Origin of the sequence: Enterococcus haemoperoxidus ATCC BAA-382 (assembly GCF_000407165.1) — a bacterium.
Classification (GTDB): Bacteria; Bacillota; Bacilli; order Lactobacillales; family Enterococcaceae; genus Enterococcus_L; species Enterococcus_L haemoperoxidus.
The window spans coordinates 1,246,466-1,268,746 of sequence record NZ_KE136479.1 but is presented as its reverse complement, the minus strand read 5'-3'; the positions used below and the strand labels follow the sequence as shown (position 1 = coordinate 1,268,746).

23 protein-coding genes and 1 riboswitch are annotated in these 22,281 nt (G+C 35.0%); of the genes, 3 read left to right on the top strand and 20 right to left on the bottom strand.

The window, feature by feature from the left end; genetic code table 11:
* The 5 genes from I583_RS05965 to I583_RS05945 all read right to left on the bottom strand — a co-directional run bounded on the left by I583_RS05965 (position 1) and on the right by I583_RS05945 (position 5,436).
* Positions 1-1,047 (bottom strand): hypothetical protein, encoded by a 1,047-nt coding sequence (locus tag I583_RS05965; protein WP_010761415.1) that lies wholly within the window; start codon positions 1,045-1,047, stop codon positions 1-3.
* Between the two features lie 447 nt (positions 1,048-1,494).
* Positions 1,495-1,764 carry a hypothetical protein gene (locus I583_RS05960; protein ID WP_034683176.1) on the bottom strand — a complete coding sequence of 90 codons (270 nt, stop codon included), beginning with the start codon at positions 1,762-1,764 and terminating at the stop codon, positions 1,495-1,497.
* Positions 1,765-2,089: 325 nt separating this feature from the next.
* Entirely contained in the window at positions 2,090-2,365 is a 276-nt protein-coding gene (locus I583_RS05955; RefSeq protein ID WP_010761417.1) for an HU family DNA-binding protein, read from the bottom strand.
* A gap of 247 nt (positions 2,366-2,612) precedes the next feature.
* Entirely contained in the window at positions 2,613-3,923 is a 1,311-nt protein-coding gene (gene der, locus I583_RS05950) for a ribosome biogenesis GTPase Der (RefSeq protein WP_010761418.1), read from the bottom strand.
* A gap of 172 nt (positions 3,924-4,095) precedes the next feature.
* A complete protein-coding gene (locus tag I583_RS05945) occupies positions 4,096-5,436 on the bottom strand; it encodes an acetaldehyde dehydrogenase (acetylating) (RefSeq protein WP_010761419.1) in 1,341 nt (446 codons plus the stop codon).
* A 230-nt stretch (positions 5,437-5,666) separates the two neighbouring features.
* Here I583_RS05945 and I583_RS05940 point away from each other — a divergent pair, with 230 nt between their 5' ends.
* Positions 5,667-6,443, top strand: coding sequence for a helix-turn-helix domain-containing protein (locus I583_RS05940; RefSeq protein ID WP_010761420.1), 777 nt, complete (start codon positions 5,667-5,669; stop codon positions 6,441-6,443).
* 104 nt (positions 6,444-6,547) lie between these two features.
* On the opposite strand, the gene rpsA is transcribed toward I583_RS05940, so the two are convergent.
* The 5 genes from rpsA to I583_RS05915 all read right to left on the bottom strand — a co-directional run bounded on the left by rpsA (position 6,548) and on the right by I583_RS05915 (position 11,862).
* Positions 6,548-7,759, bottom strand: coding sequence for a 30S ribosomal protein S1 (gene rpsA, locus I583_RS05935; RefSeq protein WP_010761421.1), 1,212 nt, complete (start codon positions 7,757-7,759; stop codon positions 6,548-6,550).
* 212 nt (positions 7,760-7,971) lie between these two features.
* Complete coding sequence (gene cmk, locus I583_RS05930; RefSeq protein ID WP_010761422.1) at positions 7,972-8,640, bottom strand: (d)CMP kinase; 669 nt, start codon at positions 8,638-8,640, stop codon at positions 7,972-7,974.
* A gap of 129 nt (positions 8,641-8,769) precedes the next feature.
* Positions 8,770-9,312 carry an SAG1386/EF1546 family surface-associated protein gene (locus I583_RS05925; protein ID WP_010761423.1) on the bottom strand — a complete coding sequence of 181 codons (543 nt, stop codon included), beginning with the start codon at positions 9,310-9,312 and terminating at the stop codon, positions 8,770-8,772.
* Positions 9,313-9,391: 79 nt separating this feature from the next.
* Positions 9,392-10,834, bottom strand: a complete 1,443-nt coding sequence (locus I583_RS05920; protein ID WP_010761424.1) for a RecQ family ATP-dependent DNA helicase — start codon at positions 10,832-10,834, stop codon at positions 9,392-9,394.
* Complete coding sequence (locus I583_RS05915; RefSeq protein ID WP_010761425.1) at positions 10,831-11,862, bottom strand: YpbB family protein; 1,032 nt, start codon at positions 11,860-11,862, stop codon at positions 10,831-10,833. The genes I583_RS05920 and I583_RS05915 overlap by 4 nt, the downstream gene beginning before the upstream one ends.
* Positions 11,863-11,901: 39 nt before the next feature.
* Between I583_RS05915 and I583_RS05910 the strand changes: the two genes are divergently transcribed.
* Positions 11,902-12,114, top strand: a complete 213-nt coding sequence (locus I583_RS05910; RefSeq protein ID WP_010761426.1) for a ferredoxin — start codon at positions 11,902-11,904, stop codon at positions 12,112-12,114.
* A 66-nt stretch (positions 12,115-12,180) separates the two neighbouring features.
* Here I583_RS05910 and I583_RS05905 read toward each other — a convergent pair whose 3' ends face one another.
* From I583_RS05905 to I583_RS05860, 10 genes are all read right to left on the bottom strand, one after another.
* Positions 12,181-12,903, bottom strand: coding sequence for an alpha/beta hydrolase (locus tag I583_RS05905; RefSeq protein ID WP_010761427.1), 723 nt, complete (start codon positions 12,901-12,903; stop codon positions 12,181-12,183).
* Between the two features lie 139 nt (positions 12,904-13,042).
* Positions 13,043-13,651 carry an ECF transporter S component gene (locus tag I583_RS05900; protein ID WP_010761428.1) on the bottom strand — a complete coding sequence of 203 codons (609 nt, stop codon included), beginning with the start codon at positions 13,649-13,651 and terminating at the stop codon, positions 13,043-13,045.
* A 361-nt stretch (positions 13,652-14,012) separates the two neighbouring features.
* A riboswitch (FMN riboswitch) is annotated at positions 14,013-14,137 on the bottom strand.
* 212 nt (positions 14,138-14,349) lie between these two features.
* A complete protein-coding gene (locus tag I583_RS05895) occupies positions 14,350-15,066 on the bottom strand; it encodes a pseudouridine synthase (protein ID WP_010761429.1) in 717 nt (238 codons plus the stop codon).
* Positions 15,067-15,684: an SMC-Scp complex subunit ScpB gene (gene scpB / locus I583_RS05890; protein ID WP_010761430.1), complete on the bottom strand. Its 618-nt coding sequence runs from the start codon at positions 15,682-15,684 to the stop codon at positions 15,067-15,069.
* Positions 15,681-16,460, bottom strand: a complete 780-nt coding sequence (locus I583_RS05885) for a segregation/condensation protein A (protein ID WP_034683165.1) — start codon at positions 16,458-16,460, stop codon at positions 15,681-15,683. The genes scpB and I583_RS05885 overlap by 4 nt, the downstream gene beginning before the upstream one ends.
* 44 nt (positions 16,461-16,504) lie before the next feature.
* Positions 16,505-16,867, bottom strand: a complete 363-nt coding sequence (locus I583_RS05880; RefSeq protein WP_010761432.1) for a hypothetical protein — start codon at positions 16,865-16,867, stop codon at positions 16,505-16,507.
* Between the two features lie 27 nt (positions 16,868-16,894).
* A complete protein-coding gene (gene xerD / locus I583_RS05875; protein WP_010761433.1) occupies positions 16,895-17,785 on the bottom strand; it encodes a site-specific tyrosine recombinase XerD in 891 nt (296 codons plus the stop codon).
* A 162-nt stretch (positions 17,786-17,947) separates the two neighbouring features.
* Positions 17,948-18,880, bottom strand: coding sequence for an alpha/beta hydrolase (locus I583_RS05870; protein ID WP_010761434.1), 933 nt, complete (start codon positions 18,878-18,880; stop codon positions 17,948-17,950).
* 122 nt (positions 18,881-19,002) lie between these two features.
* Complete coding sequence (locus I583_RS05865) at positions 19,003-19,632, bottom strand: NUDIX hydrolase N-terminal domain-containing protein (protein WP_010761435.1); 630 nt, start codon at positions 19,630-19,632, stop codon at positions 19,003-19,005.
* Between the two features lie 128 nt (positions 19,633-19,760).
* Entirely contained in the window at positions 19,761-20,855 is a 1,095-nt protein-coding gene (locus tag I583_RS05860; protein WP_010761436.1) for a DUF871 domain-containing protein, read from the bottom strand.
* Between the two features lie 177 nt (positions 20,856-21,032).
* On the opposite strand from I583_RS05860, the gene I583_RS05855 reads away from it, so the two are divergent.
* Positions 21,033-21,791, top strand: coding sequence for a peptidylprolyl isomerase (locus I583_RS05855; protein WP_010761437.1), 759 nt, complete (start codon positions 21,033-21,035; stop codon positions 21,789-21,791).
* Positions 21,792-22,281 lie beyond the last annotated feature (490 nt).

Genomic DNA, 22,281 nt, shown 5'->3' with positions numbered 1-22,281 from the left:
TTACCCTCTAATTTCTTTTAAAATAGTTTTATATTTTTCTACCGTTACTAATAAGTCCTCTGTGTTAGGTTTTTGTATAGAATCAAGCTCTCCTACTTCTTTTAAAAGGGCAGCTCTCCCCCCACGTTCTACACATTTTAAAACACCTTCCACGTAATCACTGACTAAAATTTGTTCAGGAAACGCAACAGGGAAACCTAAACGAATCAACCATATTATAAAATTCTTATAATGAAAAGGAAATTGATTCACCTCTTGGGACCAAAGCAGCTGCAATAAGCAGCCTAAAAATCGTTTCATATGACTGGACAACAAATGACCATTGGCTGTTTCTAAAAAACCTTGTTCAAACAGTTGACCAAATTGGTCGATTATGTGACCATCTTTTTCATAATAGCGAATCATTTCATCCAACATACCATTGAAAGATTGTTGATTCAATCTTGTTGCATCGCTATAGTTTTTAAACAGCATTCGTAAAAAATCATGACTACAAACCAATCCACAACGAATAAAAACAAGAAAATCAACTAATTTTCCATCCCCATGATCCGTTGTTAAAGTACGATCATAGAGTATCTTATCTGCTAGCATCAAACTCTTTAAAACAGGACGATTTTTCAATTCTATTTGAACTTCATCAATCAAGCTTCTACTTAGTGATTGAATTGATAATGGCAACAGCCAACAATCCGAAGTTAGTACAGAGGTTTTGTGCAGAAAACTGGTCAATTGAACAACACCCTCATTTCCAACGCCTAAAAAAAGAAATTTTTGTTGTTGATCAAAATCTGCCAAAAATGCCAATAAGCTTTCCAACTCGTTCATGTTATTACAATGCGAGTCATTCTTACAAATATACCAATCTAATTCCTGTTTGTCATCAAAAAGCTGAATTAGTTTTTCCGAAAATAAATCATAATACCGTTGATTAGTGATCAAGAAAAGATGTCTCGACTCAAATGAAGCTGATTTAATCTGTGAGGCAAAGGTTTCACCATAGATAATCGTCGTTTGCAGCTGATTTTTCGTATATACTAATTCCATCGATAACACCCCTCTTCTACATTTTACCATTAGTTGTCGCAAAACAGGAAGAGGGATGATTTTTATTTTTGAAAACACACGATCCTTCTTTAGAGGACGATTGTTCTTTTGAATTTCTTAAAGAACAGACATTATTGATTCATTATTTTGATATAGATATTCTATTTATCTATGAATAAAATTCTTAATTGCACTTTATACTTAACTTGTTTCGAAAAACAGTTAACTTTTAGGAAAAATAGCGCACTTCTTAAACGATTGCTGTTTTGAAGAAACATAGTGATTCAGTCTGATTTGGATAATTAGCACTTTGCAATGTTCATAGTTAAACAATTAGTTTTTAGACATAGCTGATTATTCTATATCCTTAAAACCAATCAGAACGATTGGCTTTTTGAATTTTTTATAGGAAATAACGAAAGAACCCTTGACGAGTCGAGGGTTCTTTCATTCAGGTGTTCCGATCAAAGCAATATAGCTATCTATGTTAACGATGCGCATATGTTTTACATCAAATTGCCCTCTACTATTATAGTTTCCTTTTACCTCAATTTCATATTGATGCATCGGTAACGATAGTACATACCTGGCAAACGGTCTGTTTTTGATGACACAATTAATACAGACATCATTTTCCCAAATTAACATTCCAGTTATAGCATACGGCTTTTCTTTGAATACCTTGATATGGGTTAATAATCCTGTGTGAGTTTCCATAACTTTATGATACACGAAATAATTGTTATGTCCACTTTCTTGATTTTGTTTGAAGTAGATTATCGTGTCTTCCACTTTTTTTCAAATCTATTTTATGAATTTTTACTATGTTTTTAATTTGAGTACTTTAAATAAGCGTATTTTAGACTTATTTTGACAACTATGGAAAAATGTACGATTGATAAAAAAAACTTCCAACATTCAAAAAGTCCTATTTTTATTCCTTAGTCAAACTATAATTTGAACTACTTTGATCTCTTTACTTTTACTATTTCTAGAATATAAAGAAAGAACCCTTGAATAATCAAGGGTTCTAAGAACTGTCTTATTTAACAGCATCTTTCAACGCTTTACCTGGTTTGAACGCAGGTACTTTGCTTGCAGCGATTTGAATTTCTTTACCAGTTTGTGGGTTACGTCCTTTACGAGCCGCACGTTCACGAACTTCAAAGTTACCAAAACCGATTAATTGAACTTTTTCACCTTTAGCAAGAGATTCTTGGATTGTTGAAAATACAGCATCCACTGCTGCAGTTGCGTCTTTTTTAGTTAAACCAGTTGAAGATGCAACGTTTTCGATTAATTCTGCTTTATTTGCCATGGATTATTTCACCTCCTCCACAAGGGATAGGATATCTAAAAGATATCTAATTTACGTTTATTTTTGAGTGGTCCAAAAATGACGTACAAATATTGAATTGGATCAATATTCTGTTATCACGATATCATAGGAAGCTTGTAATAGCAAGGTTTTTGATGCGTTTTAACCAGTTTTTTCTAAAACTATCATTTTTTTTTATAACTCAATGAATTTATTTGTACAATTGAAAAAAGTGTGGTAAAATGCGTTACTTCCGCCTTCTTGGAATAATTTTGATTGGTGTTCCTTCAAATGTAAAAGCTTTACGAATTTGATTTTCTAGGAATCGTGCATAAGAAAAGTGCATTAATTCTTCTTCATTTACAAAAATAACAAATGTTGGCGGTTTGATTGCCACTTGTGTGCCGTAAAAGACTTTCAATCGTTTGCCTTTATCTGTTGGGGTCGGATTGATGGCGATGGCATCCATTACTACATCATTCAACAACGCAGATGGGATACGTAGATTTTGATTCATACTAACAAGTTCAATCAATTCTGGTAATTTGTTTAAGCGTTGTTTCGTAAGTGCAGAAACAAAGATGATCGGTGCGTAGTCGAGGTATCGAAATTCTTCACGAATCTCTTCTTCAAAGTCGCGCATCGTATTCGTTTCTTTTTCAACAGTATCCCACTTATTCACGACGATAATAATGCCACGTCCTGCTTCATGAGCATATCCAGCAACTTTCTTATCTTGTTCACGAATACCTTCTTCAGCGTTCAAAACCATTAAAACAATGTCTGAGCGCTCAATTGCACGCATTGCACGCATCACGCTGTATTTTTCAGTCGATTCATACACTTTGCCGCGCTTACGCATACCTGCTGTGTCGATCATCAAGAATTTTTGTCCATCTTCCGATTCAAAATGCGTATCGATCGCATCCCGGGTTGTTCCTTCAATTTCAGAAACGATCACACGGTCTTCACCAAGAATCGCGTTGATCAATGATGATTTACCAACATTCGGACGTCCAATCAAACTAAATTTGATTGTGTCTTCATCTTCCTCTTCGATTTCAGTTGAAAAATGTTTGACTGCTTCATCTAAAACATCTCCAATACCTAAACCATGACTTCCAGAAATAGGAAATGGATCCCCTAAACCTAAAGAATAAAACTCATAAATATCATTTCGCATTTCAGGGTTATCAACTTTATTTACAGCCAAAATGACTGGTTTATTGCTGCGGTATAAAATTCTCGCAACTAGTTCATCTGCATCTGTCACACCTTCTCTGCCGCTTGCGACAAAAACAATGACATCCGCTTCTTCAATAGCGATTTCAGCTTGATGCTTGATTTGATCCATAAAGGGTTCGTCACTTAGATCGATACCACCTGTATCAATAATGCTAAACTCACGTCCTAGCCACTCTCCTGTGGCATAAATACGGTCTCTTGTTACACCTGGTGTGTCTTCTACAATAGAAATTCTTTCACCAGCTATACGGTTAAAAATCGTCGATTTCCCTACATTCGGGCGCCCGACAATTGCAATTGTTGGATTTGCCATTCAAATTACCTCCTTGACAAGTTTTCAATCTTTACTAGTTTACCTAAAGCTTGTCTAAGATGCAAGAAAAACTAGTGAAATAAGTGAATTAAACCGCTGAACATAAAAAATATCCTGTAATTGCAGAATAGCTTAACTCGCAATTACAGGATTTCTATTTTATCATTTATTACTATTCAACACCATATGCGATGCGTTTTACATTCATTAAATGATGAGCTGTTACATTATCCGTAGTGCTGCTTCCGCCCATTGCACCACAACCTAACGTCATTGACGGTGCTAATTTTGTTGTTGCACCAATTGCTCCTAATGCTCCTAATGTATTCACTAAAATACGCGATGCTCTCATTTCTAAGCCAAATATTTCTGCATTAGCATCCGTTGTTGTATGAATCACTGCAGTGTGACCTGTTCCCTCATTAGCAAGTAACGCTCTACATGTTTCTACGCCATTTTCAAAGGAATCAACTGTAAATAATCCTAAAATCGGTGTTAATTTTTCTCTTGAATAAGGATTGTGGTGACCGATTTCTGTTTGCTCTGAAATTAAGATAGACGTTTCTTCTGGAACAGAGATACCCACTAATTTTGCAACATCTGAAGCACTTTTTCCAACGATATCTGGATTCAAAGTTCCTGTTTCTCTCAAAATAAATTGACTAACTTTCGCTGATTCTTCTTCGTTCATAAAATAAGCCTTTTTAGCTTTCAATTGCTCGATAACTGCTTCTTTCACTGTCTTATCTACAACCAGCGCTTGCTCTGATGCACAAATGATTCCGTTATCAAACGTTTTACTACTGATAACACAATCAATTGCATGTGGGATATCAGCAGTTGCATCAATCAATACAGGAACATTTCCAGGACCTACCCCAATGGCTGGATTTCCAGAACTGTAGGCTGCTTGCACCATTGCTTTACCACCCGTCGCCAGAATCAGTGATACATCTGCATGCTTCATCAAAGCACTAGTCGCATCTAATGTTGGCTCTTGGATTACTTGAACCAAACCAGCAGGCGCTCCAGCTTCAACAGCTGCTTTTTCAATGATTTCAACAGCCATTAAGATTGATTTTAAAGCCTTTGGATGTGGTGAAAAAACGATTGCATTTCTAGTTTTCAACGCAATTAACGATTTGAAGATCACTGTTGCGGTCGGATTTGTTGAAGGAATCAGACCTGCGACAACACCTAAAGGAATACCAATTTCTATAATTTTGTCTTCTTTACGACGGTTAATTACGCCGACAGTCGGTAAATCTTTGATACTTTCATAAACTTGCTCACTGGCAAAAGTGTTTTTGATTATTTTATCGGAAACTTTTCCAAATCCAGTTTCTTCATTTGCTGAAATAGCTAATTTTTCTGCGTTATCAAGTGTTTTTTGATATACATTTTTTACGATAGCATCTACTTGCTCTTGCGTATAATTTTCATACTTTGCTTGAGCTTTCTTTGCGGTTTCGACTAATGTTTCAATTTCTTTTACTTTAATTACTTCAGTCATATTTGAACACTCCTTCTTTTTTAAACGCTTACAAATTGATTTTAATCTATTTTTTTCAATTTGTTAGGGAATATTTTAAGAAGATTATGGACATTATTAACCTATTCGTGTATCTTTTTCACAAACAATTGCACTTGAAAGCTGAATTTATTCAAGGTATTATGTAGTAGTAAAGAAATTTTCACAAACAAAAGAACTATTATCTCATCAAAGAAAAGAGGGTTTTACTTATGTGCCGATTAATGATTGTCAGTAATGATGTAAAAGAGCAACGAACACTTCAACAATCTATCAACGACTCATTTATGAATATAAAAGTGTTACCTCCTGCTGAAACGGAGCAAGAAGCTTTAACAATTGCTGAAAAGTTGCTTCCAGAAATTCTTTTGATAGCAATCGACCATTTAGATATTGATGGTTTTATTGTTAAACGCAAAATAGTTCGACAGCTTCCAAATATCAAAGTGATTATTTTGACTGAACGAGATAATTTTGAAAGTATTCATCAAGCCTTGCGATGTGGTGTAATCGATTACTTATTGACACCCGTTGATTTTAATGAATTAAAATTTGCTATCGATCGCTGCGTTAAATCACTCAACCAAGTTTCTCTGATGGATGTATTGAATAATAAACCAACTATTTTAGCAAAAGAACAAATCAATACTATTTTGGATTACATTCATGACCACTACAATGAAGAAATCAACTTAACTACTTTAGCTGATATCATGCACTTGAATCGTCATTATGTCAGTCGCTTTTTTAAAGAAGCCGTTGGCATGAACTTTATTGATTACTTAACTGCTTATCGCGTAGAAAAAGCCAAACAATTATTGATGAAAACAGAAGAATCCATCACAGAAATTTCTGGAACCGTTGGCTATATTGATTCTACTTACTTTAGCAAGTTATTCAAGAAAAAAGTAGGCCAATCTCCTCACCAATTCCGTAAGCAATATCGCGGGGAACATACACCCGCAGATTTACGAGTAATTTATAATTGAGGATCTAATCCCAAAATAGCATTAACTAAATACACTTTAGTTAATGCTATTTTTAGTTTCTTAGACAAAAAAAGCGAAGGTTCCCCTCCGCTCGAATTGAAAAATTATTCAGAATCGGTATCTTGTGATTTCAAAGCATCCCCTAGGATATCGCCCATTGTGAAACCAGTATTTTCTTCTGGCAGTTCATATTCTTGGACATCTTTTGGTTCTTCCTGAGATTCAGGTTTTGCTTCTAATGCTTTGATACTTAATGCAATACGGTGTTCTTCAGGATTAACTTCCAATACTTTCACTTGAACTGCTTCACCTTCTTGTAATACTTCGTGAGGTGTTGCAATATGTTTATGTGAAATTTGAGAAATGTGAACTAATCCTTCAACGCCAGGAAATACTTCAACAAATGCACCAAAGCTAGTCAAACGTTTAACAGTTCCATCAAGAACTGAACCAACTGCTGCTTTGTTTTCGATGTCTTCCCAAGGTCCAGCTAATGTTTCTTTAATTGATAGTGACACACGTTCTTCTTCTGGATTGATTGAAAGGATCTTAACTTTTACGTTATCGCCTACTGTTAACACATCGCTTGGTTTCGCAACATGTTGGTGAGCAATTTCAGAAACGTGAACTAATCCATCAATACCACCTAAATCAATAAACGCACCAAAATCAGTTAAACGAGCCACTTTACCTTCAACGATATCTCCATCATGAAGGGTCGCCAAAACATCTTTTTTCTTAGAATTTTTCTCTGCTGCAACAACCGCTTTGTGAGATAAAATCAAACGATTTTCTGAAGGCTCAATTTCAATGATTTTGAATGTCAATGTTTGGCCTTTATATGCAGAAAAGTCATCGACAAAATGATCTTCTACCATTGATGCTGGAACAAATCCACGAACACCAACGTCAACCACTAAACCGCCTTTTACAACATTTGTAACTGGAGCTTCGATAATTTTACCTGCTTTAAAATCTTGTTCGATTTCTTCCCAAACTTTTTTAGCATCCAAACGACGTTTAGAAAGTAAATAACTACCATTTTCTTTATCTTTGCCGATTGATGTGATGACAACTAAATCTAAGATATCGCCAACACTTACTAATTCATTGATATCCTCTACTTGTGTCGTAGATAATTCTTTTGCTGGTACCACGCCTTCAACGCCGGCACCTTCAATACCAACAATTACTTGTTTGTCCTCGACTGCCAGCACTTCACCTTTAACGATGTCGCCAACACTCACTTCTTGAAAACTGTTCATTGCGTCTTCCATTGTTTCATTGCTGATTTCCACTTTTTTGTCTTCTGTCATGAATACTTATCCTCCTATGCCACCAAAAAATTCGTAAAAACTGACCTACTCCTTTAATAGTAAGGGATTTTACTGAAAAAATAAAGCGATTTCTCTCATTTTCTTTTTTTTATTTGAGATAAGAAGAAATTTTCTTGCTTTAGGACAAAGAAAGTATAACTTTTACGCAGTCATACTTTCTTTCTAGCTATTTTATTACAAAATACGAAGCCTTAACTTTTAGCTATGATAATCTCTTCGATCTCTTTGACCACTTCTTCTATATTCATTCCAGTTGTGTCAATTTTAACTGCATCTACTGCTTGTTTTAAAGGAGACACTGCTCTTGTTGAATCAAGATGATCCCGATGCTCGATTTCTTTTTTCAACGTATCAAAATCAGTCGTAATACCTTTTTCTTGGTTTTCTTTATAACGTCTTTCAGCGCGTTCTTCCACACTAGCAACCAAAAAGATTTTAACTTCTGCATCAGGCAACACAGCTGTTCCAATATCTCGTCCATCCATGACAACACCGCCTAAACGTCCAATCTCTTGCTGAAGCTCTACCATTTTTTGTCGAACCGCTCCATGTTTTGCCACAATCGAAACAGCATTTGTTACATTAGGTTGTCTGATTTCTTCAGTTACTTCGCTTCCATCAACAAAAACTAACTGCTCTTTTTCAGTCTGTTTAAATGAAATAGTGTGGTTAAGACACAAGTCAACTAAGCCTTGTTCATTCTCAAAATCAATACCTTTTTTAATTGCTAAGTAGGTCAAAGCCCGATACATAGCTCCTGTATCGCAATAAATATAATTTAATTTTTTTGCTAAAATCTTAGCAACTGTACTTTTACCAGAAGACGCTGGTCCATCGATTGCGATGCTTATCTTTTTCATAGTGAACTCCTTTGTTTATCACATAGTAAAAGAGTCTGGTACAAAACATAAATTGTTTTGTTTCAGACCCTTAATAATGGGAAAAAGCAACTGCATTAAGCAGTCGTTACTTTTCTCCCAATTTTGTTGCTATTTTACACGTAATGATTGTCCAGGTTGTAAAACAGAATTCAAAGTTAAGCCATTTAATTGTAATAGCTCATCTGTTGTTATCCCATTTCTTGTGGCAACTTGATTTGGTCCTTCTCCATTAAGCACTTCAGTATATACAGCTGCTTCTTGTGGTGCACTTGTCGGCGTGGTTTCTTGTGGTGCACTACTTTCGCCTGCTACTTCTGAAGACGATGCCGGTTGCTCTTGCGAAGAACTAGCACTTGAAGAGGATGGCTGAGTTGAACTGTTTTTTGTCGATGATTGAACAACTACAGATGATGATGGTTGGCTAGCCTCTTTATTGTCAGATTTATCTCTCATAACATAAAGATAGGTTCCAACTGGTAAAGTAATAATCAATAATAATAGAATAACTAAAATTGTTAGAAAGACCGTATTGCCCTTTTTTTGTTGACGTTTTTCTGAGCGAGAGCCCCCAGCATTCTTATCCGTATCATAAATTGACTGCTCCCAAGGTTCACGTGCACCTGATGGTTTTTTCTTATCTTTTTTACTCACGTATCGTTCCTCCTAAAATTATCTCGTTTGCTATTATACCACAGCTTTTTGTCAACTGTAGCCTAAAATAAGATTATTTTCATTCTTTAAATAATCTTATTAAAATGTCCTCCCACTGTTCGGAGATTTCCTTTTCTTCTGGTGATTGTACTATTTGCCCTTTATAGTTGTCAAAGGATAAGCCGCAACAATCACAACAATTTTCTTGTGTTGATTTTGTGATTGTTTCTGAAAAATACTGCTGAATGAACACCCGACGGCATTTTTCTTCATTGATATAGTTTAACATAACATTTAACTGTTGTTGACGTTCTTTCTCTTTTCTTAATAATCTTTGTTCTAATTCTTCGATTGTGTACTCCTTTTCAAAATATCCTTGCAGCCATTTTTGTTGAATTTCATTTAGTGTAGGTAAAATGGTTTCTTGATCTTCAGTTTGGATTTCAGCTAGTTCATTTAAAAGTTCTCGATCAAGCCGACTTTCAGATTGAAAATAATGGTGAATAGATTCATCACCTTGTTGATAGAGTAAAATCGCTACACTAGCCTGCCCATCACGACCTGCCCGGCCAATTTCTTGAACATAATTTTCTAAACTATCCGGGCAATCATAGTGAATAACAAAGCGTACATCCGGCTTATCGATCCCCATGCCAAAAGCATTTGTCGCACATAGAACATCTAATTGATTTGAAACAAACTGTTGTTGCAACAAACTACGCTCATTGGCAGTCAGACCCCCGTGATAAAATGCTGATTTTAAATTCGTCTGTGCATTGATTAATCGATTGATTCTCTCTGCTGTTTTTCTAGTTGCACAATACACGATTCCTCTGTTTTTTAATTCTGTCAGATAAGAAATTAATGTATCACTTTTTTCAGTTGTTTGATTGACAATTAAACCAATATTTGGTCGGTTCACAGAAAAAATAACTTCCGAAATTGTTTTGCGATGAGAAAATAATTGCTTAATAATCTCTTTTTTTACAGCTGGAGTTGCTGTGGCTGTTAATGCCAAAGTCAATGGATAACCGCATTCTGCTTGGATTTTAGCTAGCTTGGTATATTCTGGTCTAAAATCAACGCCCCACTGAGAAACACAATGGGCTTCATCTACTACAAATAAAGCAATTGTTAATTCAGCTATTCTTTTTCGAACATCTTTTTGAGTTAATGTTTCTGGGCTGATCAAAATATATTTATAGTGACTTAAATGATTTAATACATAGTGCTTTTCAATAAAAGACAAACTGCTATTTAGAGCAATAACACTTGCTTCCCCCTTTTTTTGAAGCTGAATCACTTGATCTTCCATTAAAGATAGAAGTGGTGAAACTATAATCACATTCCCTTTAACTAATTGTCCAACTAGCTGGTAACACAAGGATTTTCCAGTACCTGTTGGCAAGACAGCTAATGTATCTTGCTTCTTTATCAGCTGCTCAATTACTTCTTTTTGCCCTGGTTTAAATGTACTGAAGCCAAATTTATCTTGTAATACATGTTCTAAATCCACTCTCATTGGCGTGATTCTCTTTCTTCTCTAATTTTTTGAATTTGGTATAAACGAAACTCAAAGTAGTCCAGTTCAGGACTGTTTTGTTTGACTGACCGATATGTCCATTCTTGATATGGTTTAGGGTATTCAAATAAGAATTGTTCTGTTTCTTTGGATATAAAGCGTTCAAACGGAAAATCCTTAGTTAAGGCTAATTCCATAAGATGATCTTTGATTGTGCTTATTTTGACCCTTCTTTTCTGAGCTAACGCTTCTATCGGAAGCTGCGTTTTCATATATGAACTTGTTTCACTCATACTTTTATTTTCATTTTGTTTCACTAAAGGAAGAACCAACTTTTTTAAGAAACTACCATCTGGCATTAGACAAATCGTATCCAGTAGATGATGGAGTTTTTCTTTTTTATATAACTGTCGCTCAAAGGTGTTATCATCATCCTTCATTAATTGAAACGATGTTTTACCGATTTGTTGATAGCCCGAAAATTGTTGAGCAAAAAAATTTGCTTCATCGTTCGTTAGATGAGAAAATAACAGCGTCCATTCTTTCTTGACTGTTTCGATCAACTGCGCTTTAGGCATTGATTTTATATACATTTTCACTTGTTTTTGATACAATGGCGATTGTTCTAATGGAACGTAATGTTTATTCGTATAAGATAAATTAGAAACAACTTGCACCGTAAATTGTAATAAACGCCAAATCGTTTCATCTGTTTTCCCAAATCGATAATTGTTGATCCAAGAAAAATGATGGACATCATAAACTGCGACCTGTATACCTTTAGACGTTATCTGAGCTTCGCCATCAGATGTCAGATTCAATAAGTCTTGTTTACCTAATTCTTTTATTATAGTATGAAATTGTTTGTCAGATAATAATGGAAATAGCTGGAAAAATCGTAAGTTTTCATATAAAAAACCATATAGCAATACAGAACTTGTCCGCTTGCCTTTTAAAAGATGATACAAAGTTGAAGTGCGTACCTTGTATCCATGCTGAAATAAAGCTAAAATAAAGGAAGGTTCCATATTTACACCTCTTTCAATGATAGAATAGGATGTGCTCTTATGTTATGTAAAATAATTCCTGAAAAGTGCATTGCTTGCGGGTTGTGCCAAGTCTATGCACCAGAAATTTTTGATTATAATGACGATGGGATCGTCATTTTTAAAAATGATCGCGAGGCCCTTCAAGAATTTGTTTCTAGAAATGAACAGGACAATGCGTTAATAGCGTACCGCAAATGTCCTGTTCGTGCAATAGAGATCATAGAAAAATAATGAAATTAGCTTCATAATAAAAGGAGAAAATACTTGTCAAAAAACGGTATTTTCTCCTTTTATTATTTAGTTGATTGTCTTTAACCAATCAATTAGCTGATTAGCGACTTCTTCTTGTTGTTCGTCATTGTTAATTAGAGCAGGTTTATCTCCTTTTTGTTCACCATAACTACCAAATCCGGCGTGGTTTCCACCTTTGATTTTTTCAAAAACAGTTTGTTTAGGTAAATATTTTTTGGCTTGACCATATGCTTGCCAATTTAAAACACCATCTTCAGAGCCTGTCAATGAGAGTACTTGTCCTTTAAACTTTGAAAGACTCCCTTTTTCGTCAGGGTAACTTGCTAGGAAAAATACACCTTTTAATGCATTATTATCTTGTTCAGCAGCAAAACGACTAGCCATAACTCCTCCTAGTGAATGCCCACCGATCACATAATTTTTTAGATTATTAGAGTGAATGACTTGCTCCGCTTTATTTTGGCCTAAAACAGCTAGATTTAAGGGCTGTTTTACGAGATAAACTGAAAATCCAGCCTCTGCTACTTTCTCAGCCCAAACACTATAACTAGCATTTTCAACTAAAGCTCCTTGATAAAAAATAAGTGCCGGTTTCTCTTCGTTTCCTTTAAAAAATAACACTCCATTTTCATCATGTGCTTTTTGAGATACTTCCAAAGCCATTGTCGTCGGGGTATAGGTAATAGTTTTTATATAAAATAAACCGACCAAAATCACTGTTGCAAGTACTCCTATAAACCAAAGTAATCGTTTTTGCCATTTTTTCATGTTCGTTCTCCTCTCGTTCTTATCATTTCTATTTTAGCAGAAATCGACTTGTAACTAGAATAATTTGTATTGACAATCAAAAAAACACAGAGCAAAATGACGTGTTCTACTCTATGTTTCAGCTATTTATATCAATTGTTTATTTTGTTATTGTCTTTTTATGCCCCAACTGATATTGTTTTCTGGATAACCACGGCAAAAGTTTTGCATGAAGTACTAAGAAAACAGCACTTACAATTGTGCCTTTAATCAAGTTGAATGGAATAATTCCAATCGTAACATATTTCGCTAGTGACATTCCTAAAAATTGCCCCGCTGATACGCCGAATAGTTGCAAATAAATTGGTGTAATCACAAAATAATTTGCTACACCCATGAAAACAGTTAGAGCAATTATCCCTGTAGAGACTCCTAAAATTTTGTTTGAAAGCTTGTCGCTTCCTCGCTTGAAAAAATAATACATTGGTAAAGTGAAAACAGTTGTTGCAAAAAAGCTAGCTACATCCCCCACTAAATTTTGCGGTGATGCTCCTGTCGTAAACAGATGCAATACTGATCTTATGAACGCGGTACTTATACCAGCTAACGGACCAAATAAAAACATACTGATCATAACGGGAATGTCACTGAAATCGATTTTTAAAAAACTTAATGATGGTATGATCGGGAACGCTACAAATTGTAAAACCACACCTATTGCTGCTAACATTGCTACACTTACCATTTTTTGTACCTTGTTGTTTCGCATATGAAATCCTCCTGTTTAAGGACCCATCTTCAAACGAACTTTTCTAAATTGACTTTTCCATTGATTGCTCTTGATTTGTTGTAAGATGTCACTTAGTCTTGTATGTATCAATGGTCTCATTATTGTCATACAATCCTCTAACACACTGCGAGAAGTGATCCACTCATATTTAATTTTTAATTAAGTACAGTGTTACAGCAGATGGTAACATATCTCACTTTTCTTGCCACGTATTGTTCATCATCTACTTTATCCTTTGTCTAATGGTAGTGACTATCAGAAATATACAGCAAAAACTCTATTTTCCAGCAGGGAAAATAGAGTAGAGTTATCTTATCTGAAAAATGCCAATTCAAATAAGCCCTATCTTCTTTATCCAGACTTTACTGTCGGTATTGGAATTTCACCAATTCAGCCACTTCAAATGAAGTAGGTCGTGGACTATAACCACCGGTCGGGAATTTCACCCTGCCCCTGAAGACGAACCTTTATTAATTTTTTGTACAACTACAGTATACATTCTTTCTAGAAAAAAGCAATATTTATGTTCATTGTGTCACATATGTGGAATTGAATAGAGTCGGAGTATTTCTAAAAATCGGTTTTACTCCGCATTATATCCGAATAAACGGCGAAAAAACGTAGCTCCTTTTATTTATCGGAGCTACGCGCTTTTTTTTCTAACTTCTCTAAAAAGATTATTTTGATTGATTCATTAAAACACTAATTTCTTTTTTATTTAAGTTGCGGTATTCACCTGGACGTAGTCCTTTTAAGGTCAAATCACCGTATTTTTCTCTTTTTAATTTCTGAACTGGATAACCTACTGCCTGAAGCATTTTTTTCACTTGGTGATTACGACCTTCATGAATCGTCAATTCAACAATGCTCGTGTTTGTTTTAAGATCGACAGATATGATTTCAAAAGCAGCTGGCGCAGTTTTGTACCCTTCGATTTTCATTCCCTTAGTCAGTGGAAGCAAATCATGTTTTTTAGCTAATCCTTTTACTTTTGCCACATAAACTTTATCGATTTCATGACTTGGGTGAGTCAATTTTTGAGAAAACTCACCATCGTTCGTTAATAGTAATAATCCAGAGGTATCATAATCCAATCGTCCAACAGGATAAATTCGTTCTTTGATGTGAGAGAAAAAGTCTGTAACAACTTTTCGACCTTTATCATCCGAAACAGCGGAGATGACGCCTTTTGGTTTGTAGAAAAGATAATAACCATATTCTTCTTTGTAAATTGGCACATCATCTACTTCAACCTTATCATTTTTCCCTACTTGCGTTCCTAATTCTCGAATGATTTTCCCATTTACTTTTACACGTCCGTTGACAATATATTCTTCTGCTTTTCTACGTGATGCAATTCCTGCATGCGCAATTACTTTTTGAAGTCTTTCCATTTAGTTTTCTTCCTCCGATTCATTTATGTCCGTTGTTGGCGGATCTTCATTTAATTCTTTGTAACGGTCGAAAAAGAGGTCTAAAGGTAACTCTTCAGCGATTTCTTCTTCCATTTGATGGATATCTGGTAACTCTTCTAAGGATCTCAAACCAAAATAATCCATGAAATAAGCAGTGGTACCATATAAAATAGCTCGACCAGGTCCGTCCACCCGTCCTTTTTCTTCAATCAGTTGGCGAGCAACTAATTTTTGCATAGACCCTGCTGACTGAACACCTCTAATCTCATCTACTTCTACTCTTGAAATTGGCTGCTTGTAAGCAACGATCGACAATGTCTCAAGGGCTGCTTGGGACAAAGAATTCGAGATAGGTGATTGTGCATATTTTTTTAATAACGGCGCAAAGTTTTTTTTCGTAGATAATATAAAGTGATTTCCAACTTCTAAAATATTTAATGCGGTTTGTTCATCTGATTCATAGCGCTCTTTTAAAGCGGTCAATGCTTCATATGTTTTGGCGGTAGATAGTCCTAATAAATAAGACAATTCTTCTAAACCAATTCCTTCTTCACCAACAACAAATAAAATCGCTTCGATTTGACTAACTGTGGTCACGCTGTTTCCTCCGTACTTGTTTCAATCTCTTCGGATGTATTATAGAGTAAAATGGTACTATAATTGTCCTCTTGTTCTACATGAACGACCCCTTTTTTCATCAATTCCAACAAAGCCATAAAGGTCGTAACAACTTCTTGTTTAGAATAGTTCGTAAAAAAAGACTCAAAGTTTATCGGTGTATTCCGATCGATCTGACACATTTTTTGCGTGATTGTTGCAATCTTTTCTTCAATCGATACATCATCTCCAGTAACCGTTGTTTCGACTGGCTGACGACTTTTTTTCTTTTCTAGCATTGCATGAAAAGCTAGAAAAAGATCGATTGTATTCAGTTGATTCGGTTCCAATAAAGGATTGTCTTCTTTATATTCATCTATGTCCATGGGTTCTTTTGTATAATAAAGACTTCTTTCAGATTCTTTTTCATGCAAAAGACCCGCTGCATATTTAAATTTACGATATTCTAATAATTGAGCAACCAACGCATCTCGTGGGTCTTCACCATCTAAGATTTCATCGTCTTCTGTCATTTCCAACTCTTGTTTGGGCAAAAGCATCTTACTTTTGATTGCCATCAATGTTGCTGCCATCACTAGATATTCCCCAGCAATTTCTAACTCCAACGTTTTCATTGTATGGATATAGTTCATATACTGTTCCGTTACTGCAGCAATCGGAATGTCATAAATATCGATTTCCAATTTTTGAATCAAATGTAAAAGAAGATCGAGTGGTCCTTCAAATACATCCAATTTCACATTAATTTCCTGCAAGATCATCCAACTTTCTTTTTCAACTCTTTAGTTTACCATAAAATTCAAGCATTGTGTTCTTTCCACTTAGATAAATAAGCGGATGTGGCTAATGTGCCATAAATTTTTGTCTCAGGATACAACTCCCTAACTTCATTTAGTAAGTCAAACCCAAGCTTCTCTCCTCTAAAAGAAGGGTTGATCGATATATCATGTAAAATCATCGCTTCAGACGTTTCTACTTCTATTCCTACGATTCCTTGAATGTTTTGTTCCCCAACTGGTGTCCAAAAAAGTAAATGCAAGTTATCTTCTGTTTCATACATGTCTAATTCTTTTAGCAGTGAATGGTACTCTGTTAATTTTTGATGAAAACTTAATAAACCCATCGCAATTTTACGCTGCTCTTTTCGATAATAAGTTAACATGATCTCACCTTCTCTCTTTTTTATTCTTTAAGCTCTTGGGAAGTGTTGTTTGTAAACATCTGCCATCCGCTGTTTTGTAATATGGGTATAAATTTGAGTTGTAGAAATATCTGCGTGTCCGAGTAGTTCTTGTACAATTCTCAAATCCGCACCATTTTCCAATAAATGTGTCGCAAAGCTATGTCGCAATGTATGTGGCGTTATATTCTTATTGATCCCTGCTTCTCGGACGATTTGTTTTAAATTTTTCCAAACTCCTTGGCGTGATAACGGCTTACCATGATGATTTACAAACAAATGTGTCTCACTTTGATTTTTTTTGATCAAAACAGGCCGTGCTTCTTCTAGGTATTTTTCAATCCATTGAATCGCGTAATCACCTAAGGGAATGATCCGTTCTTTATCCCCTTTACCAATTGTCTGTAATAATCCCATTGATAAGTGTAAATCCCCTATTTTTAGTTCTACAAGCTCACTCACTCGAAGTCCAGTAGCATACATGACCTCTAAAATTGTTCGGTTTCTTACGCCTAAAGGTTTGGTTGTATCTGGTGTTTCAATCAGTGAAGTAACTTCTTCTACAGACAGTGTACTAGGGAGTTTTTGTGCTTTTTTAGGTGAATCGATATGCTGCATTGGGTCGTGATCTGTCAATCGTTCTTGTCTTAAAAACTGATGAAAACCTCTAAGACTTGAAATCATTCGAATAATTGTCGCAGATGAGTTGTTCTCATTATACAATGTTTGTAAATATTCCATAATTATATAACGGTCAATCACTTGCCAAGTTTCGATCTTCTGCTCTTTTAGAAAAGTGACATATTTATGTAAGTCTCGTTCATAGCTTTTTCTTGTGTTAAGGGAAAGCCCTCGTTCTATTTGTAAGTAATGCAGATAGTCAATAATTTGTTCTTCCATCTATTTTACCTCATTTCTTTCTATTATCATATCAAAGAATTCTAGTGGATGCATAGTAAAATTAGCACGACTAGCATTTAAATAAAACTTTATTCTAATATAACCCCACTTTTCTGCTTTAAAAAATCGTCACCAGTGATTCAAACTGGATGACGATCATCATTAATCTACATATTTAGTTAAAAAGCTTTCAACTTTTTTCTTATAAGCTTCTGGATCAACGGTATAAGCTTTAGCATGTTCTGCACCTTTTACGACAAATTTTTCTTTTGGTGCATCCGTTGCATTATATACTTCATTCAACATTTTAAATGGCACAAATTTATCTGCATCTCCGTGAATAAACAACATTGGTACTTTATTTTTCTTCAATTGGGCGACAGAACTTGCTTCGCCAAAGAAATAACCTGCACGAATTTTAGTAATCAAACTTGTAACCGGAACTAGTGGGAACGCCGGTAAATTGAACATATCTTTCAATTGATAAGCGAGTTCCCCATTTACAGTTGAGTAGCCACAATCTTCCACGATCGCTTTGACATTTTCAGGTAGTTTTTCGCCGCTAGTCATCATGACTGTGGCACCACCCATACTAATACCGTATAAAGTGATTTGACTATCTTTACCATTTTCAGTAACCATTTTATCGATCCATTGAAGATAGTCTTTTCGCTCTGGCCAGCCAAAACCAATATAATCGCCTTCACTTTCACCATGTCCTCGAGCATCCGGCACTAAAACATTATAACCCCAGTCATGGTACATTTTAGCAAAGCTCGCCATTGTCTCGGCGCTTCCCATATACCCATGAGCCATAATAACATTTTTATCCGTTTTCTCTTCAGCAGGTAAATAAATTGCTTTTAACTTTAATCCATCTTTAGACGTCAAATCCCAATATGAACGATTATTTTTGTCTTTAAACCATTTTTCTTCTGGTGTTTTAGCTTCAACATCGGTTCCTGGTGTATCCCCAGCTAAGAAATCTTTTGTTGAAGGAACAACAGCATAATTATAGAAATACATCCCTGCTCCTGTTAGTACGATTACAACTAAAACAACTATAGCTATCAAAATTTTTACTATGCGATTCATCCTATTACTCCCCATTTTAAACGTATCACTCATAAAATATGCTTTTCTTAAATAAATAACAAATGATACTATTTTTTTCAAATCCTTAAATAGTATAATGTTTTATTGGCATTTTCGCAATGCTAATCACAAATCATGATATTTTTTTCATTTTGATAATCAGCAAAAATCATTTCAAAATTATCGATGATGTTTCGTTGTTTAGAGAGAGCAAGCAAATAAATTTCTTGTAGTGAAAAATAGCCAGCATCATTCGTCTCAATTCCAGTTTTTAATTCTTGATTTTCAGCGACACATTGAATAAAAAATTTATAAACATAAGTCAATTTAGGGGGGAAATCATGTTTTGACATATCTAACACGGCAATCAAGCGCTCAGCTATAACGGATATTCCTGCTTCTTCCATTGTTTCTTTTTCAGCAATTTCTTTCGGTGAATAGCCAATATCAGCCCAACCTCCTGGCAAAGCCCAGCAGTTGTCACTTTTTTCTTTTACCAGCAATAACTTCCCTTCTTGATTGAAGATAACTGCTCGAATATCTACTTTTGGCGTTGCATATCCTTCGTCTTTTTCGAGAAGAACTGTTAACTCTTTATCAGATAAACTAGGGTACAAAGTTTCTATTAACTGTTTTGTTACCTTAGAAAGTTCGTCGTATCGTTCTTGATCAAAAATATCTTTTCCATATTTTTTCCCCGTTTGTGCAATCCCTTGAAGTTTTGCTAATAAAACACTTAGTTCTTTTTCCATAAATGTCACCTCTTTTCTTTTTATTTTATCGAAAGAAATCATTTTGAATTAATTAGTATAAATCTTAAGAAAGAAAAATGAAAGCAAACAAAAGTTTTAAGTTCCCTTTGTTTGCTCTCAATTCTATTTTATTTATTATTTTCAATTAATTTAAAACTAGACCAAGGTTTCAAGAAATCTAATAAGAATAATTCATCGTCAGAAATACGTCCAACAATATTCACTCGTCCATCATTTTTCATTTCTTTCAAGGCAATTTGTGTTTCACCTTTGTACTGACCATATCCAACATTGTCGATCAAAACATCTCCTTTTGTCATATCTTTTGTGTTATGAGCAGGAAAGGCACGGTCTTTAAAGTGAATACGTGTCATAGTTGAACGCAATATATATTCTGAACGGTCTCCACGATAGCTATGAAGGCTTGTGAACAAGACTTCTCTTTCATCATCTGTAATATCTTTTGCAACATCTACTTTCACAGATGGGTATTCAGCCTTGAACGCCTCGGACATCGCTTTTAATTCAGCCTCAGATGCATAGGCATTACCAACTAAGATATCATCGATCAAACCAGTTAATACTAAGTGTTTCACTTGTGTAGCGATTTCTAGATCGCGGTGATCCTCTAATGAACACAAGCCATCTTGCGTCGGCCAAGGCCCAAATGTTGCATCGTGTGAGTTCACAAAAGCCATTGTGTTTAAATTGTATTTTCTAAATTTTTCAGAACAAAAAACAAAATGATCATAGCCTAAACCAGAATAACGATGTGGATAGAAATTATGTGAACCCAATAAGTTATCTGTATTCGGTGAGTAACTCATAATATTGTCTACATAACTTGTTCCTGTACTCATGTTAATTTCGATTTTGATGCCGTATGGATTGCGAGTCATTTTCGCTTCTTCAGCACCAGTAAAACCAACATCTAAACGGACACCATACGCACCCATTTCATCAAAAAATGATAAGTCATCATAAGAAATTTCTAATTGTTCAAATAAGGCAGGATTAATGTCGACCATCACTTCCATTCCAAGACTGTTAGCGTAATCAACAACTTTTTTAAACTCTGCTAAAACCTTTTCTTTGTCTTCTGTGATTTGAAGTAAACTTGTAAAAACACGCTTAAATCCATATTTATGTGCTAAATCTAGATATGCTTTGTCCTTTTCAAAAGTTGAACGTTCTGGATAAATAGAAATACCTAATTTTCCCATTATTACTGCCTCCTAAGATTTGTATTGATTATAATGTATGCATTTTCATTATAGCAGAATAATAAAAAGTGGTCTACACCTTTTGAGAATCTTAAAATTTCCCCATTTTGACTAGCAGTTCTAAAGAGGATTTGTTATTATGAGATGTAACTATTATTGAAAGGAAGACTTAACTTTATGAAAACAAAAAAATTCATCGCTGCGACTGCTCTTTTAACATCATTAGTATTATTTGCAGCTTGTGGACCTAAAAATGAGAAAAAACCTGCGGATTCTTCTGCTACTTCTTCTACTGATACGAAAACGTCTGAATCTGTCGATTTAAATTCACTAGAATTGCCTCAATTGTCAGATACAGTTAGTGAAGAAGAAGATTTAGTTGAATTGGTCACAACAGAAGGAACAATTGAAATCAAACTATTTCCTAAACAAGCACCAAAAACGGTTGAAAACTTCATGACACATGCAAAAGATGGTTATTATAATAATGTTACGTTCCATCGCGTTATCAAAGATTTCATGATCCAAGGGGGAGACCCTAAGGGTGATGGCACAGGTGGTGAAAGTATTTGGAATGACTCTTTTGATGATGAAATCTCTGACCAGTTGTACAACCTACGCGGCGCCCTATCAATGGCTAATGCTGGTAAAGATGAAAAAGGTAATGGCACTAACGGTAGCCAATTCTTTATTGTTCAAAATGCTGAGGATAAGTCAGATGGCTTATTAAAAGATGATTATCCAGAAAAAATTATCGATGCTTACAAAAAAGGTGGTACACCTTACCTAGACGGCAAACATACTGTTTTCGGTCAAGTAACTAAAGGTATGGATGTTGTAGATAAAATCGCCTCTGCTGAAACTGGCGAACAAGATAAACCTAAGAAAGATATCCGCATCGAGAAAATCAATATTTTACAAGAAGCAAAAAAATAAATAGATAAAAGAATGGCGATTCATTGCCATTCTTTTTTCTTTCTGATTAGAGGACAACTATCACCAAAATAATGATTGCAGGTCCTGTTGGCGGTGGAGACACAACCTTTGCAAGACAGCTATTAGCTAAAAAAGAGATACCTTATTATTAATTAGATAACCTCATGTGGACGCATCATCACACATGAGATAAACCTTACTCTGTAGAAGAATCCACCAAATAGCTTCAAATTATTTTGCCCAAAGAGTCATGGATCATTGAAGCCACAACAACTATAGATTGGATCAAACTAGCTATAGATGATGCAGACATTATTTTTTTATCGCTTCCTCCTTATCAAATAGATCGCAAAACGAGAAAATATCCCGTATAAACCTACTCTTTCATCATTATTAGAAGAAGAATTTGTTTGAACTACAACAATTAATTGGAACCTCTCAAAATAAATTAATAATCTTAAAAAATCAACATTTTTACTCTGGCTACGAA

Bases quoted from the DNA above. Each gene is read 5' to 3' on its own strand.
- I583_RS05965 (WP_010761415.1), bottom strand. From the start codon at position 1,047: ATGGAATTAGTATATACGAAAAATCAGCTGCAAACGACGATTATCTAT.
- I583_RS05960 (WP_034683176.1), bottom strand. From the start codon at position 1,764: ATGGAAACTCACACAGGATTATTAACCCATATCAAGGTATTCAAAGAA.
- I583_RS05955 (WP_010761417.1), bottom strand. From the start codon at position 2,365: ATGGCAAATAAAGCAGAATTAATCGAAAACGTTGCATCTTCAACTGGT.
- der (WP_010761418.1), bottom strand. From the start codon at position 3,923: ATGGCAAATCCAACAATTGCAATTGTCGGGCGCCCGAATGTAGGGAAA.
- I583_RS05945 (WP_010761419.1), bottom strand. From the start codon at position 5,436: ATGACTGAAGTAATTAAAGTAAAAGAAATTGAAACATTAGTCGAAACC.
- I583_RS05940 (WP_010761420.1), top strand. From the start codon at position 5,667: ATGTGCCGATTAATGATTGTCAGTAATGATGTAAAAGAGCAACGAACA.
- rpsA (WP_010761421.1), bottom strand. From the start codon at position 7,759: ATGACAGAAGACAAAAAAGTGGAAATCAGCAATGAAACAATGGAAGAC.
- cmk (WP_010761422.1), bottom strand. From the start codon at position 8,640: ATGAAAAAGATAAGCATCGCAATCGATGGACCAGCGTCTTCTGGTAAA.
- I583_RS05920 (WP_010761424.1), bottom strand. From the start codon at position 10,834: ATGAGAGTGGATTTAGAACATGTATTACAAGATAAATTTGGCTTCAGT.
- I583_RS05915 (WP_010761425.1), bottom strand. From the start codon at position 11,862: ATGGAACCTTCCTTTATTTTAGCTTTATTTCAGCATGGATACAAGGTA.
- I583_RS05910 (WP_010761426.1), top strand. From the start codon at position 11,902: ATGTTATGTAAAATAATTCCTGAAAAGTGCATTGCTTGCGGGTTGTGC.
- I583_RS05905 (WP_010761427.1), bottom strand. From the start codon at position 12,903: ATGAAAAAATGGCAAAAACGATTACTTTGGTTTATAGGAGTACTTGCA.
- I583_RS05900 (WP_010761428.1), bottom strand. From the start codon at position 13,651: ATGCGAAACAACAAGGTACAAAAAATGGTAAGTGTAGCAATGTTAGCA.
- I583_RS05895 (WP_010761429.1), bottom strand. From the start codon at position 15,066: ATGGAAAGACTTCAAAAAGTAATTGCGCATGCAGGAATTGCATCACGT.
- I583_RS05880 (WP_010761432.1), bottom strand. From the start codon at position 16,867: ATGTTAACTTATTATCGAAAAGAGCAGCGTAAAATTGCGATGGGTTTA.
- xerD (WP_010761433.1), bottom strand. From the start codon at position 17,785: ATGGAAGAACAAATTATTGACTATCTGCATTACTTACAAATAGAACGA.
- I583_RS05870 (WP_010761434.1), bottom strand. From the start codon at position 18,880: ATGAATCGCATAGTAAAAATTTTGATAGCTATAGTTGTTTTAGTTGTA.
- I583_RS05865 (WP_010761435.1), bottom strand. From the start codon at position 19,632: ATGGAAAAAGAACTAAGTGTTTTATTAGCAAAACTTCAAGGGATTGCA.
- I583_RS05860 (WP_010761436.1), bottom strand. From the start codon at position 20,855: ATGGGAAAATTAGGTATTTCTATTTATCCAGAACGTTCAACTTTTGAA.
- I583_RS05855 (WP_010761437.1), top strand. From the start codon at position 21,033: ATGAAAACAAAAAAATTCATCGCTGCGACTGCTCTTTTAACATCATTA.